Source organism: Devosia sp. BK (assembly GCF_032907385.1).
Taxonomy (GTDB): domain Bacteria; phylum Pseudomonadota; class Alphaproteobacteria; order Rhizobiales; family Devosiaceae; genus Devosia.
In genome coordinates this window covers 147,117-159,996 of the sequence record NZ_JAIMBX010000002.1, presented here as the reverse complement: position 1 = coordinate 159,996, position 12,880 = coordinate 147,117, and the positions used below count along the sequence as shown (strand labels likewise).

The 12,880-nt window shown below is 59.8% G+C and carries 12 protein-coding genes and 2 pseudogenes; 9 read left to right on the top strand and 5 right to left on the bottom strand.

All coding sequences use genetic code 11. The features are described 5' to 3' along the window. Positions 1 to 31 precede the first annotated feature (31 nt). The 3 genes from DevBK_RS12645 to DevBK_RS12635 all read right to left on the bottom strand — a co-directional run bounded on the left by DevBK_RS12645 (position 32) and on the right by DevBK_RS12635 (position 3,189). Positions 32 to 943, bottom strand: coding sequence for a hypothetical protein (locus DevBK_RS12645; RefSeq protein ID WP_317185712.1), 912 nt, complete (start codon positions 941 to 943; stop codon positions 32 to 34). A 21-nt stretch (positions 944 to 964) separates the two neighbouring features. After that, the gene (locus DevBK_RS12640) at positions 965 to 1,798 is read right to left on the bottom strand and encodes a hypothetical protein (protein ID WP_317185711.1); all 834 of its coding nucleotides are present in this window, start codon (positions 1,796 to 1,798) and stop codon (positions 965 to 967) included. Between the two features lie 74 nt (positions 1,799 to 1,872). After that, entirely contained in the window at positions 1,873 to 3,189 is a 1,317-nt protein-coding gene (locus DevBK_RS12635; protein WP_317186107.1) for an NAD(P)H-dependent oxidoreductase, read from the bottom strand. A 151-nt stretch (positions 3,190 to 3,340) separates the two neighbouring features. Between DevBK_RS12635 and DevBK_RS12630 the strand changes: the two genes are divergently transcribed. From DevBK_RS12630 to DevBK_RS21010, 5 genes and pseudogenes are all read left to right on the top strand, one after another. Then, the gene (locus DevBK_RS12630) at positions 3,341 to 3,631 is read left to right on the top strand and encodes an STAS domain-containing protein (protein WP_061908249.1); all 291 of its coding nucleotides are present in this window, start codon (positions 3,341 to 3,343) and stop codon (positions 3,629 to 3,631) included. Beyond that, positions 3,628 to 3,993: a response regulator gene (locus DevBK_RS12625; protein WP_061908248.1), complete on the top strand. Its 366-nt coding sequence runs from the start codon at positions 3,628 to 3,630 to the stop codon at positions 3,991 to 3,993. The genes DevBK_RS12630 and DevBK_RS12625 overlap by 4 nt, the downstream gene beginning before the upstream one ends. A 31-nt stretch (positions 3,994 to 4,024) precedes the next feature. Beyond that, a complete protein-coding gene (locus DevBK_RS12620; RefSeq protein ID WP_061908247.1) occupies positions 4,025 to 6,328 on the top strand; it encodes a chemotaxis protein CheA in 2,304 nt (767 codons plus the stop codon). A gap of 109 nt (positions 6,329 to 6,437) precedes the next feature. Beyond that, the gene (locus tag DevBK_RS12615) at positions 6,438 to 6,926 is read left to right on the top strand and encodes a chemotaxis protein CheW (protein WP_061908246.1); all 489 of its coding nucleotides are present in this window, start codon (positions 6,438 to 6,440) and stop codon (positions 6,924 to 6,926) included. A gap of 1,000 nt (positions 6,927 to 7,926) precedes the next feature. Next, positions 7,927 to 8,043, top strand: a pseudogene (locus DevBK_RS21010) (zinc-binding alcohol dehydrogenase family protein); the annotation flags it as partial. A 226-nt stretch (positions 8,044 to 8,269) separates the two neighbouring features. Here the strand turns inward: DevBK_RS21010 and DevBK_RS21005 are convergent. Together DevBK_RS21005 and DevBK_RS12605 are read right to left on the bottom strand one after the other, a co-directional pair. Next, positions 8,270 to 8,694, bottom strand: a pseudogene (locus DevBK_RS21005) (VOC family protein). A gap of 248 nt (positions 8,695 to 8,942) precedes the next feature. Continuing rightward, positions 8,943 to 9,296 (bottom strand): hypothetical protein, encoded by a 354-nt coding sequence (locus DevBK_RS12605; RefSeq protein WP_061908243.1) that lies wholly within the window; start codon positions 9,294 to 9,296, stop codon positions 8,943 to 8,945. 163 nt (positions 9,297 to 9,459) lie between these two features. Between DevBK_RS12605 and DevBK_RS12600 the strand changes: the two genes are divergently transcribed. The 4 genes from DevBK_RS12600 to DevBK_RS12585 all read left to right on the top strand — a co-directional run bounded on the left by DevBK_RS12600 (position 9,460) and on the right by DevBK_RS12585 (position 12,661). Further along, complete coding sequence (locus DevBK_RS12600; RefSeq protein ID WP_061908242.1) at positions 9,460 to 10,050, top strand: chemotaxis protein CheD; 591 nt, start codon at positions 9,460 to 9,462, stop codon at positions 10,048 to 10,050. A 229-nt stretch (positions 10,051 to 10,279) separates the two neighbouring features. Continuing rightward, entirely contained in the window at positions 10,280 to 11,122 is an 843-nt protein-coding gene (locus DevBK_RS12595; RefSeq protein WP_317185710.1) for a protein-glutamate O-methyltransferase CheR, read from the top strand. Then, positions 11,119 to 12,165: a chemotaxis response regulator protein-glutamate methylesterase gene (locus DevBK_RS12590; protein WP_062629443.1), complete on the top strand. Its 1,047-nt coding sequence runs from the start codon at positions 11,119 to 11,121 to the stop codon at positions 12,163 to 12,165. The genes DevBK_RS12595 and DevBK_RS12590 overlap by 4 nt, the downstream gene beginning before the upstream one ends. A 106-nt stretch (positions 12,166 to 12,271) precedes the next feature. Then, entirely contained in the window at positions 12,272 to 12,661 is a 390-nt protein-coding gene (locus DevBK_RS12585) for a response regulator (protein ID WP_061908239.1), read from the top strand. Positions 12,662 to 12,880 lie beyond the last annotated feature (219 nt).

Below are 12,880 nucleotides of genomic sequence, written 5' to 3'. Positions count from 1 at the left end.
CGCCGATGAGGCGGGGTTTTTGTTTGGGGTTTTAGTCGGTCGGCTGGTGGGTGACGTCGAGCTTGAAGCTTGAGAGGAGTTTCAGGCCGTCGCTGAGGTCATCAAGGAGCAGCTTATGGAATGGGACAGCCGGGTTGGCCTCAAGGTGAAACCGATAATCGCCGCGCAAGCGTGGAAAGCTGTTGATCAGTGTCGTAAGGGCCGCTTTGGAATCATCAGAGATGGTGCTGTCGGGCAGGCCTGTCACAACGGCGACGGCGGCCTGTTGATAACTGGCCACGATGGCACGCGGATCGCCATCCGACGGCAGCGAGGCAATGACACCTGGACTAGTCATGACGCTGAAGAAGCGGGCGTCCTGAAGGGTAAAGGTGAGGTCTTCAATAGCCCCCGGTAGATCATCGACCCGATCGAAATCGGTGGGCGTTTTATCAAAGCCCGAGGCTTTCGCGGCTAGGGCGATCAGGCTGTCGTTGAAGCCGCGGACGCTGAGATCGTTCAGGTTGAACGTGCCAGTGGACTTGTCCCAACTATAGTCGAAATGAATGTCCATCGGCTCTGACTGGATTTCGATGATGTAGTCGTTGAGCGCGCTGCCGGTTTCGGGAGCGAAGGTAAAGCCGGTCAAGGTGATTTCCACTGCCGCGGGCAGTTCGAAATCTTCGGGTTCGACGTCGAAATCGAATTTGCCCGAAAAGAGGTCGGGCGATCGGATCACGATGTCGGCGACGCTGTAGCGGGTATAGGGACCAAAATTGACGAAGAAATTGGTGGCGTGACAGCCGTCGGGCACATCCTCGAACGTTGAATCCTTGGTCGCGTCAACGAAGCCAAGGGACTTGGCGAGGTCGACGCAGATGCCCTGAGGCTCGGGAAATGTCTCCTGGGCCAGAACTGGGGAGGCGGCAAGGATCACAAGGGCAGGCAGGAGGAGAATACGCATATCGGCTCCAGCAGTGTCAGGTTAGCGCTTGGCAGCAGTGGCTTCTATTTTGGCATCGTAGGGAATGGCATCGGCGAAGGCATCGAAGCTGCCTGCCACAAGCGTATTGATGGCAAGGCCCTCCTCGCTTTCGAACTGCAAGGTCCAGTTTCCCGATAGATTGGGCAGGGCCGTCAGGAAGCGGACGAGGGATTCCGCGCTCTTCTTGGAAATGCGGCTTTCGGGCCAGGAACGGATCGTGGTGGCGATGGCGGTTGTGTCTTCTGCCGTGGGCGAGCCGATGATGAGCATCAGGCTGGGCAAGAGGACCGCAGAAAGGCCGGTATCGACGAGGGACAGTTCGAATTCGTGCAGCAGACCTTTTTCGTTCTCCAGGGGCGAAGCCTCGAGATCGGTATTGTCGAACTGAGAAAGTTTTGCAGCGAGCGTGAATTGCCCCAGAGCGCCAGCATCGAGATGGAGGCGCTCGAGATTGGCCGTCATCGCATCGGGATCGGTGTCATAGACAAGCTGCAGATTGAAGTTCTGGCCGGGCAACAGTGCAAACCCGTTGAGAATCAGGTCAGCCGATTCAAAGACCTCGCCGGTGGGCCAGACAGCGAGGAGGTCTGGGGTCCGGATGATCATTTCATCGATGTCGATGCTGACATAGGAGTCGAAGGGCAAGCCGACATGGGTGAAGCGGCAGCCGTCCTCCAGGTCTTCGATTTCGGTTTGTGTTGTGCGGTCGATTTCCCCGCGAGCGGCTTTGAGGAGGGCGCGGCAATCTTTGAGAGGCGCAAGCGCTTCCTGGGCGTGGATCGGGGCGGATGCGAGAAGGGTGGTCGCGATCACGCTAGCCAGGAATCGCTGCATATTGTTGCCCCGCTTCAAAAATCCCCCCGGCACATGCCGGGAGAAGCAGGGCGAGATTGGGGCAGTTTTTGTTTTCAGATGAGGCCGAGGAGTTTGTCCTGTGCTTGACGCAGGGCGAAGAGGCGCGTGGATGTGTCGGGCTGGCTATTGGCGGTGGTGAGGAGGTCGCCCTTCAGGATAGGCGCCGTGACCTTGCCGCCTTCCAAAAGACCGACGGGGAGGGCGCCCTTGGCGCGGGCGTCGGCCGCGGTCATGGCATAAGAGCGGTAGCAGGTCTCGCCGATCGCATCGAGCGGTTCGCCCGGGAGAAGATCGCGCTTGGCGACGGCGCAGACTTCGGCGACGGGGCGCGGCAGCGGCACCATGTCGGGCTTGCCGGTGAGCATGATCCGCGCGCAGGTCAGCGGCACTTCAAGGCTCGTCAGGTGATAGGGGCGGAAGAAGGCGTAATAGGGCCCGTGGCCGATATGGAGATCGTCCATGCGTTCGATGATGCGCGGATGCTCAGCCTTGACGATGACGAAGACGCCGGGGGCGACGCCCTTGCCGATGGTGAAATCGACGACACCCGAGGAATTGAGAATGCCGCCATCGGCCTTGGGAATCAGCACCTTGGCCATGTCGTCGCGATCGGCCTTGGGGCCGTGCATGCCCGGAATATCGGGCATTAGGCCCGTGGCATTGGCGATGGCGGTCATTTCGACGGCGGTTTTCGAGCCATCGACGAATTCGACCAGCATGCGCGGGTTCATGTTCCGGCGGGTGGCTTCCTCGCGATAATCGTCGGGGACGGCATCATGCTTGAGCGGATTGTTCTTGCCCTTGCCGGCAGCGACGATGTCGAGGCCGAGAACGGAAACGAACTCGATCAGCTCCATGCAGGAAGAGGGTTCGTCGCCCGCGCCGACGGAGTAGACGACGCCTAGGCGGTCGGCCTGGGCCTTGAGATAAGGCCCGATGGTGACGTCGGCCTCGACATTCATCATCACCAGATGCTTGCCATGTTCCATGGCCGTGAGATCGAAATCGGCGGCGACGCCAGGCTTGCCGGTCGCGTCGATGACGACGTCGATATTTGGCGTGGTGACAAGGGTTTCAGCCGAGGTGATGGCGATCTTGCCCTGCTCGATCGCAGCGGTTGCGGCGCTTGGCGTATCGACAACCTTGCCATGGCTCTCGTCGCCATAGGCGATGGTCATGGCGGCAAGTGCCGTGTGCGGTCGGCGCGTGGCGATCGCCGCCATTTCGACGCCCTTCATCAGGCTCATCTGGGTGACGAGATCGGTGCCCATTTCGCCAGAGCCGATGACGCCGACGCGGATCGGCTTGCCGGCTTCGGCGCGGGCGGCGAGATCACGGGCGAGCCCGGTCAGGGCGATTTTGCTGGTCATGGCGTGGAGCGTCCGGTTGGTCGGGGTCTGGTTACAGGCAGTCGCCTGCCGCATCAAGCGCAGCGTCGCGTCAGGTGTTTCCCTGATTAGCACTTCTTAAACCGTTCCAGTCGATTATGGCGCTGGAGAGAAATCCGGGGGCAAGCCAAGAATGGCACAACAGGAAGCAAGCGCGGTCACCTTGCCAGAGGTCATCGACCTCGATGCATTGGACGCTATTCGCGACAAGCTGATCGATGCCGTTGAAGATGGCCCGGTAACCGTCGTCGCCAGCTCCGTGCAGCGCGTCGCCACCAATGGTCTGCTGATGCTGATCAGCGCAGCCGAGACCGCCCGCCGGAATCACAATGAATTCGCTGTTGAAGCGCCAAGTGCTGCCATGTTGGCCGCCATCGAACGGCTTGGCCTCGGCACACAGTTTTCCGGGATGATGAAGCCATGACCTTGCGCGTACTGACCGTGGATGATTCGAGAACCATCCTCGCCATGCTGCACCACACGCTGAGCAATGCCGGCTTCGAGGTGCTGCAGGCCGAAGACGGCAAGCAGGGGCTCGACGTCTTGATGAGCCACAATGTCGATGTGGTGATCACCGACATCAACATGCCCGTCATGGACGGCATCGAGTTCATCAAGAATGTGCGCGCTTCTGGCCAGTACCAGAGCCTGCCGATCCTGATCCTCACTACCGAAACCAGCCAGGACAAGCGCGATCAGGGCAAGGCCGCGGGCGGCACCGGCTGGATCGTCAAGCCTTTCGACCCCGACAAGCTGATCAGCGTCATCAACCGCGTGGTCCACTAACACACTACCTCCCGAAGGCTGGTACGCCGCCATGAGCGACCTCGACGACTTTAAGGCCACCTATTTCGACGAATGTTCCGAGCTCATGAACGAGCTTGAAGAGCAGTTTGCCGCCATCGAGAGCGGGGAGCGGGATGCGGATCGGCTCAATGCCGTGTTCCGCGCTATTCACTCCATCAAGGGTGGCGCCGGCGCTTTCGGGTTCTCCGGCCTTGTGGGCTTTGCCCATGCCTATGAAACCCTGCTCGATTATGTGCGCGACGGTCGCGTCGAGATGACCGACGATGTGGTTACGCTCTGCATCCGCGCCAATGACATCGTTGCCGATTTCATCAACGCCGCCCAGACCGGCGAAGAACTCGCAGCCGATTATGGCGCCGAGGAAAAGCAGCGCTTCGACGCCATCGCCCGCGGCCAGCGCGGTGACGAGGACGAGTGGAGCGGCGAGATCATCGAGGAATTCGATATCGAATTCACTCCGGTGCGCGTCGAACTCGCCGTCGAATCCGAGCCTGAAGTAGTCGTCGAGGCTGTGGCTGAATCCGAGGCCGATACGTTTGACGCCCCCCCTATGCCGGCCGAGCCGGGTCATTGGGAAGTGCGCTTCACGCCGTTCCGCCAGCTCTATTCACGCGCCAATGATCCGCTGCTGCTGTTCCGCGAGCTCGGTGCGCTCGGCGAGATCAACGTCAAGGCGATCCTTTCTGAAGTGCCGCCGCTGAGCGATTTCGAGCCGTTCGGGGTCTATTGCTCCTGGGAGATCTCGCTGTTTGCGCCGGATCTGACGGAAGCTGCGATCCGCGAAGTCTTTGAATTCGTCGATGGCGATTGCCGCATCGAGGTCGTGCCGCTTGGCCAGGCTGCGGCACCAGCCGCAAAGCCCGCTGCTGCGCCCAAGCCGGTTGCAGCCGCGCCTGTCGCTCCGGCAAAGGCAGAAAACTTGCTGGCGCTGACGGAAGACGAAGTCGTCGACGCGCCGGCGAAGCCCGCTACTGCCCCGGTTGTCGAAGAAGAAGCCGGTCTCAGCTTTGCCGATCTCGCGAGCGAAATCGTTGCTGCTGCACCGCCGAAGATTGTTGCGGCGCCGACACCAAAGCCTGCAGCGCCAAAACCTGCTTCCGCCGAAGGCGGCGAAGAAGGCGGCAATCGCAGCGTTGGCGTCCAGTCGATCCGCGTCGATCTCGATAAGGTCGACCGCGTGGTGAACATGGTCTCCGAACTCGTGATCACCCAATCGATGCTCACCCAGCAGATGGATGAGAACCTGCGCGCCCGCTACACCGAACTGGTGCGCGGCCTCGAAGTTCTCGCCCAGACCACCCGCGGGCTGCAGGACTCGGTCATGGCCATCCGCGCGCAGCCGGTCAAATCCGTGTTCAGCCGCATGCCGCGTCTGGTGCGTGAACTCGCGACCAAGACCGGCAAGAAGATCAAGCTCGAAACGATCGGTGAAAACACCGAAATCGACAAGACCGTCATCGAGCAATTGTCCGATCCGCTGACCCACATGATCCGCAACTCTGCCGACCACGGCATCGAGGATCCGGAAAAGCGCAAGTCGCGCGGCAAGTCCGAAATCGGCACCATCCGTCTTTCGGCTGAGCAGGCCGGCGGCAATATCCTCATTATCGTCGAGGACGACGGCAACGGCATCAACCGCGAACGCGTGTTGCAGCTTGCCCGCGACAAGGGTCTCGTTGCGCCAGACATCACTCCGACAGACGAGCAGATCGACCAATTGATCTTTGCCCCGGGTTTCTCGACGGCAGAAGCAGTCAGCGACATTTCCGGCCGCGGCGTCGGCATGGACGTGGTGCTCTCCAACATCAAGAAGATCGGTGGCTCCGTCCACGTCCGCTCCTGGACCGGCAAGGGCTCGCGCGTCACGCTCCGCCTGCCGCTGACGCTGGCCGTGCTCGACGTCATGCTCGTCAAGGTCGGCGAGTCGCCCTACGTCGTGCCGCTCTCCTCGATCGTCGAGACCATGCAGTGTTCGGGCGCAACCTTTGAACGCGTGCCGTCCGGTGGCCAGGTGCTGCAGGTGCGTGGGGAATATGTGCAGGTCATCGACGTGGCCCAGCGCTTCAACATGCACTCGACCAAGGCGGCCGACGAACGCTTCGTCGTCCTCTGCGAAAGCGAAGGCAGCCAGAAGGTGGCTCTTGTGGTCGACGACATCATCGGCCAGCAGCAGGTCGTCATCAAGTCGCTCGAAGAAAACTTCGAGCAGGTCGAAGGCATTGCCGGCGGCACGATCCTCGGCGACGGCAATGTTGCGCTGATCGTCGACGTACAGGGTCTGCGCACGACCATGATCCATCAGAACGCGGCCTAGTTGGGCCAAGTGACCCGGCCCTGTTGGGCCGAGCCAAACTAGTAAAAAGCGGCCACGAGCCGCCTTGAGTGAGTAGCCGACCTTTCGGGGCGGCAGAAAGGCCAAGAGAATGGAAGCGCTTAGCCTCCGCGAAGAGAATGGCGACAAGTCGGGCGTCGTCGGCGCCAACACGCTGCAGCTCATCGCCTTTTCAATAGGCGAGCAGACCTATGGGGTGGAAATCACCACGGTGCGCGAAATCCGCGCCTGGAACGGTGCGACCCCGCTGCCGAACACCCGCGAATTCGTGCGCGGCGTGATCAATCTGCGCGGCACCATCGTGCCGATCTTCGACCTCCGCGCCCGCTTCGGCGATGGTCAGACCTCGCCCACCAAGAACCATGTCGTCGTGGTGATGAGCGTGGGTGACAAATGGGTCGGCATCCTCGTCGACGCCGTCAGCGACATTCTCACGGTCAACCGCGAAGAGATCCACAATGTGCCGGAAGGCAATGCGATCGACACCGAACTGCTCAACGGCATCGTCACCCACGAAAGCCGCATGGTCGGCCTGATCGACCTCCACGCCGTGGTCACCGGCGCCAAGCTCGACGGCTAGTTTTTTGGGATTTTGGATTTGGAAGGGGCGCCGGGAGGTGCCCTTTTTGTTTTTGGGGTTATGTCGGAGTTGGAGTGGTTTCCGAACTGGCAGCTTCCGGTTCTTGCCATTATGAACCGGACATGGCAGCCACTCGGTCGTTCTACATTATTGATCCAATCCGGGCGCGTTAGATGTTGATGAAAGAATATGCTGGCAGGATCTGAACGCCTCTTTATCAAGGGTCCCGTTGGCAAGATCCAACTGACAATGAGTTACCCCGCAAGCATGCCGAAAGGTGTAGCCCTAGTTAGCCACCCTCAACCGCTTCTAGGCGGCTCGCCTCGGCATCCGGTGCCCCACAACGTAGCACGGCGGCTGAGTAGGGTAGGATGGATTGCCGTTAGACCTAGCTTTAGAGGGGTCGATGAAACAGACGGAGAATATTCGGATGGGGAAGGTGAGGCCGAAGACGGTCTAGCCGTCGCACAGCACATGCGCCAGCAACACCCAGGCTTGCCTTTGGCGTTGGTGGGTTTTTCTTTTGGGGCCCACGTGTATGCACGTCTTGCCTGTCTCCTTGAGAAAACCGATCCTGCTCAGAAGATCGTGCTGATGGGGTTACCAATAGGACTGGTGCCTGGAGGGCGAACTTATCCGGCGTTAGACATTCCTGCTCGCACATTGCTTCTGCATGGACAGGAAGACGCAATGGCATCACTAAGCTCCTTGCTCGATTGGGGCGCCCGCGACCATCATCCGGTCACGGTTTTTCCCCATACGGATCACTTCTTCAAAGGGTGTCTGGAGCAGGTCTTGGACCGTGTTGTGCGACACCTTGGTTGAGACGACAAAACCCGGAATTCTGTTGAGCGGTGCAAATCTTAAGCTTCGCCCTAGCGGCCTATCGTTGCTGAAGAAGCGGCACATCGTTTCGACCGAGATTCTGTTAGAAAGGACCAATGAGCCGCCACGTTTTGCCACTATGAACAGTAGCGCCTGGTCGACATAACCCCGCCAGGTTGCAAATATAGTCGATGCAGGCAAAATACGGACGACCGCCACCGAAGTTCATCCTCCGATCAATGCGGCTAACGTCAAGGCGCACGCTCTTATCGAGTGTGGCAAGGCTCGCTGAAAGGCAGCGCTCGATGTTTTTTCATCGCTTTGCGCGTGCAAGCACTCAAGACCGTATTCCACCGGCATGTCCTTGTCTGCTTAAGGGAACGCTTTCAGCGTCGTAATGGCGGGAAACGGGGTCGAATGCGGGCCGCACCTTCCAGCAAGCACGAGACTGGCGTTCCGCACGGCATTGGGTCAAGGTGGTCATGGGCATTCAGGAGCCCATGACCTAGTGGCGCTTATCAGTCTTCTGCGGGGAGCATCTGTGGATTCCAGACTATCTCCCACAGATGACCGTTCGGATCGCGGAAGTACCCAGCGTAGCCGCCATAAAACGTGTCCTGAGGCGGCTTGATAATCTCAGCACCCGCTTGCTGCGCCGCCTCAAGCGTGTTGTCGACTTCTGCTCAGTGCAGAACATTCTGCCCGATAGTGACGGCGGTCGAAGATACCGGATGTTGGGCAGACCAGTGTCGTAAGCGATATCGTCCTGAGCCCAGATCGCGAGTTTTAATCCGCCCGACAATTCGAAAAAGGCAACGGCACCATGGTCGAACTCGCGGCCCACAATACCTTCAGTCGGCAGACCGAGCCCATCTCGATAGAAAGCAAGCGATTGTTCGAGGTCGGCAACACCCAGCGTGAGAACGGAAATTCGAGGTTTCATGTCCATACCCTTTCTATCGGCGCCTGCAGGATGCAAGCGATTTGATAGTCTTGGGCCGTTACCAGAGTAACGGAAGGACCCGTTTGGACGGGGGCCGGGCCAACCTTCCCGCACCTAACCTGTTTCAGACGAGAAAAGACTAGAGCGGCGAACGCTCGGCGTCACGTGGAAGGTCCGTTTCCAGGGAGATCCTCTTCAACAGCCAAAGGCCGCAATGGGGTCGGAAGCCGTCGCCCCTTCGTCTCCGCCTAGAACAGCTCGATGTCGCCGTGGTTTTGGTTGGCCGCTATGCCTGACAGCGACGGGACGCGGAGTTCGTCGAGGGTGAGGCTCTGCCAGATTTCGTCGTAGACGCTTTCGGGGGCGGTTGGGGGGAGGAGCGAGAACTGGCGGGTGGCGAGCGCCATGTTGCGGCAGCGCTGTTCGATGCGGTCTTGGCCCTGGAGCGCCGTGATGATCATCTGCATGGCCTGGCGCACGGACGAGTCACGGCTCAGGGGCGTATCGGAGAGCACTTCGAGGGCCGCGGTGATGCCTTCGAGCAGCGAGGTCGACTGACGCGCCGTTTCGTCCAGCTCTCGTGCCAATTTCTGCAGCGACATACACTTACCCCGCGATAGATACGTTCAACCTAACTCGGTATTTCTAAACCGGTTCTTGCCGACGCAAGTCATAGAAGGGTTGCGCGCTTAGCGTGGTTAGCAATTGGCTAACGACTTATCGCTATTGTCCGACCAATTAGACGACACGGGTAGACCTTCGACTATGGGCCAGAACAGTTCCCTGCCTCCCGAATTCGACAGAGGCGTTGTAACGACGGTCCACCAGGGCGATTGCCACGTCTCCTCCGCTCAGGACGTCACCTTTTCGACCGTGCTCGGCTCGTGCATTTCCGCCTGCGTGCGGGATCGCGTCGCCAATGTCGGGGGCATGAACCACTTTCTCCTCGCCGAACAATCCGGCTCGGCCAAGGATCGCTATGGCGCCTCGGCCCGCTATGGCGCCTTTGCCATGGAGCAGCTGATCAACAAGGTGCTCTCGGTCGGCTCGGGCAAGAAGGGCAATCTCGAGATCAAGGTCTTTGGCGGGGGCAAGATCAATTCCGCGCTCGACGATGTCGGGGCCAAGAACATCGAGTTCGTCCGGCAGTTTCTTTCGGACGAAGGCTATATGGCTTCGAGCGAGGATCTGGGCGGTAATTTTGCCCGTCGCGTGCTGTTCAAGCCCCATTCGGGGCGCGCCTTCGTCAAGCGGCTCGACAGCGATGTCGGTGCCAATGTTGCGCGCGAAGAAATCGCGCTCGCGAAACGCCGCGTCGTCGTGGCGCCGCCCGTCGACGATATCGAATTGTTCTAAGCCCGTTTTGCTTAGCTGGCTTTTGGGCCAGCCGGCATTTGACACGCTTTCTTTGTCCTTGTTCACAATCGACAAATATTGGCGTCTGGCACGAGGCGAATTTACCCAATCTAAGGAATGACACCCCCAATATCGGTTCTGCTCGCCAAGCGCGGGACCAGCAGGATGATCCGCGTCGGCAGCCTGGGCACCTTGGTTGTTTCGAGCGCGTCGAGTCGGGGAATGTTTCATGGATCAGGGAGAGATTTCCCTCAGCGAGCGCGAGTTTTCGCGGATCAAGGATCGCGTCTATAAGGTCGCCGGCATTTCGCTGAGCGATGCCAAGCGGACCCTCGTCGTTTCCCGCCTCTCAAAGATCGTGCGCGCTCTCGGGCTCAATAGTTTCGACGCTTATGTCGACCATCTCGAAAAGGGTGCGTCGGGCGTTGAGGGGCAGGATTTCGTCAATGCTCTCACGACCAATCTCACGCGCTTTTATCGCGAAGATCATCATTTCGAACACCTGCGGACCCATGTCCAGGCGCTGATGAGCCGCAAGCCACGCGGCCAAAAACTGCGCATTTGGTCGGCCGGCTGCTCGACGGGGCAGGAGCCCTATACGATCGGCATGGATTTGCTTGGCGCTTTCCCCGAATTGAAGCGCTGGGATTTCAAGATCCTCGCCACCGACATCGACACCGCCGTGATCGCCAAGGCGGCACGCGGGATCTATCCCGACAACGAATTGTCCGGGCTTAGCGCCGAGCGCTCGCGGCCGTTCCAGCGCCGCAATGACGGCACGGTGGAAGTGCCGCAGGCGGTGCGCGAACTGGTCTCGTTCAAGCAGCTGAACCTCATCACCGAATGGCCGATGAAGGGCCCGTTCGACGCAATCTTCTGCCGCAATGTGGCAATCTATTTCGACAAGCCGACCCAGGGCATGGTGTTCGGCCGGTTCGGCAAACTCCTGGCGCCCGATGCCTTCCTTTACATCGGGCACTCGGAAAATCTCGGGTCTGGCGGCGAAGGGTTCCGTCTCGTCGGCAAGACCATCTACCAGTCCCGCGCGCAGGCGAAGCGAGAAGCAGCATGACAATCAAGGTTCTGGTCGTCGACGACTCGGCCCTCATCCGCGAAGTCCTGACACGCATGCTGATGCGTGAGGGCGACATCCAGGTGGTCGGGACGGCGACGGACCCCATCGAAGCGCGCGAAAAGATCAAGCAGCTCAACCCCGATGTGCTGACGCTCGATATCGAAATGCCCAATATGAACGGGCTGGCTTTCCTCGAAAAGATCATGCGGCTGCGGCCCATGCCCGTCGTCATGGTCTCGACGCTGACCAAGAAGGGCGCGAGCGAAACGCTGCTGGCGCTTGAACTTGGCGCGGTCGATTTCGTCGCCAAGCCCAATACCGATCTGTCTGGAGGCCTCGAAGCTTTTGGCGCCGGCCTTCGCGATAAGATCCGCGACGCGGCCAAGACCAATGTGCGCGGCGTCGCTGCGCGCGGCGAAATGCCCAATGTCGGGGTCAAGACTGCAGCAGCGCCCGATGGCGCGCTGATCGCGATCGGCGCATCGACCGGTGGCGTCGAAGCCATCCGCGCCGTTCTGACCAATATTCCCAAGGATTGCCCGCCGATCGTTATCGCCCAGCACATGCCGCCGGGCTTTACCGGCCGGTTTGCGGCGCGCCTCGACGAACTCTGCGCCATCAAGGTTGTGGAAGCCGAGGATCGCATGGTGCTCGAACGTGGCCATGCCTATGTGGCCAAGGGCGATTATCATCTGCGCGTCGAGCGCAGTTCGGGCCAGCTCAAGTGCCGCCTCAGCCAGGATGAGCTGACGAGCGGGCACCGGCCAAGTGTCGATGTGCTGTTCGAATCGGTCGCCAAATCCGTCGGTTCGATGGCGGTCGGCGCGATCCTGACCGGCATGGGCAGGGACGGCGCGCGTGGCCTCAAGCTGATGCGCGATGCCGGCGCCTATACGGTGGGTCAGAGCCAGTCTTCGGCCCTGGTCTACGGCATGCCGCGCGTTGCTTTCGAGGAAGGCGCGGTGGTCGAGCAGGCTGCGGTCGAACAAATTGCCGCAAAGCTGGCCAATGCGCTGGTTCGCCTGCGTTCGGCAGCGTAAGCGCGACAAGCTTAACCCTCGGGTTGAGAGAATTGTAACGCTTGTTGCCTAGGATGCTGAGAAATACCGGGACACCATGCCCGGCGCATAAGAGGTTAGAAGGTCCATGCCCAAAGCAAGTGCTGTCAGCGTTTTGATCGTTGATGACCAGCAGTCCATGCGTGGTATCTGCAAATACATTCTCAATCAGCTCGGCTTCAAGGAAATCACCGAGGCCAAATCCGGCCGTGATGCCCTTGGCAAGCTCGAAACCACCAATATCGATCTGATCATTTCCGACTGGAACATGGACGATATCGATGGGCTTACCCTGCTTAAGGTGATCCGCAAGCATCCAAAGACCCAGGCCATGCCGTTCATCATGGCAACGGGCCGTTCGGACGCCGAGCAGGTCAAGGAAGCCATTTCGGCGGGGGTGAACAACTACATCATCAAGCCGTTCGACGTTTCGACCATGAAGAAACGTATCGAAGCGGTGATCGGCGCGCTGACCTAAGTCAGTTCTGCCAATAGATTTGATCGAGACGCCCGCAGAGCCCTCTGCGGGCGTCTTGCATTTTGGCGGCATAAACCTGCGATAAGCCCAAGCGTAATAAGTGGTTAAACCTAGATATGTAACGATTGCAGCCATCTAATTTGGTCCGGCCCGGGCGGCGCAGCAGCGCTGTCCGGAGAACGGCTGGCCGAATGGTTGGGACCATTCGGGATCGGGGGG

Coding starts and splice junctions, on each gene's coding strand:
- DevBK_RS12645 (WP_317185712.1), bottom strand. CDS start 943: ATGCGTATTCTCCTCCTGCCTGCCCTTGTGATCCTTGCCGCCTCCCCA.
- DevBK_RS12640 (WP_317185711.1), bottom strand. CDS start 1,798: ATGCAGCGATTCCTGGCTAGCGTGATCGCGACCACCCTTCTCGCATCC.
- DevBK_RS12635 (WP_317186107.1), bottom strand. CDS start 3,189: ATGACCAGCAAAATCGCCCTGACCGGGCTCGCCCGTGATCTCGCCGCC.
- DevBK_RS12630 (WP_061908249.1), top strand. CDS start 3,341: ATGGCACAACAGGAAGCAAGCGCGGTCACCTTGCCAGAGGTCATCGAC.
- DevBK_RS12625 (WP_061908248.1), top strand. CDS start 3,628: ATGACCTTGCGCGTACTGACCGTGGATGATTCGAGAACCATCCTCGCC.
- DevBK_RS12620 (WP_061908247.1), top strand. CDS start 4,025: ATGAGCGACCTCGACGACTTTAAGGCCACCTATTTCGACGAATGTTCC.
- DevBK_RS12615 (WP_061908246.1), top strand. CDS start 6,438: ATGGAAGCGCTTAGCCTCCGCGAAGAGAATGGCGACAAGTCGGGCGTC.
- DevBK_RS12605 (WP_061908243.1), bottom strand. CDS start 9,296: ATGTCGCTGCAGAAATTGGCACGAGAGCTGGACGAAACGGCGCGTCAG.
- DevBK_RS12600 (WP_061908242.1), top strand. CDS start 9,460: ATGGGCCAGAACAGTTCCCTGCCTCCCGAATTCGACAGAGGCGTTGTA.
- DevBK_RS12595 (WP_317185710.1), top strand. CDS start 10,280: ATGGATCAGGGAGAGATTTCCCTCAGCGAGCGCGAGTTTTCGCGGATC.
- DevBK_RS12590 (WP_062629443.1), top strand. CDS start 11,119: ATGACAATCAAGGTTCTGGTCGTCGACGACTCGGCCCTCATCCGCGAA.
- DevBK_RS12585 (WP_061908239.1), top strand. CDS start 12,272: ATGCCCAAAGCAAGTGCTGTCAGCGTTTTGATCGTTGATGACCAGCAG.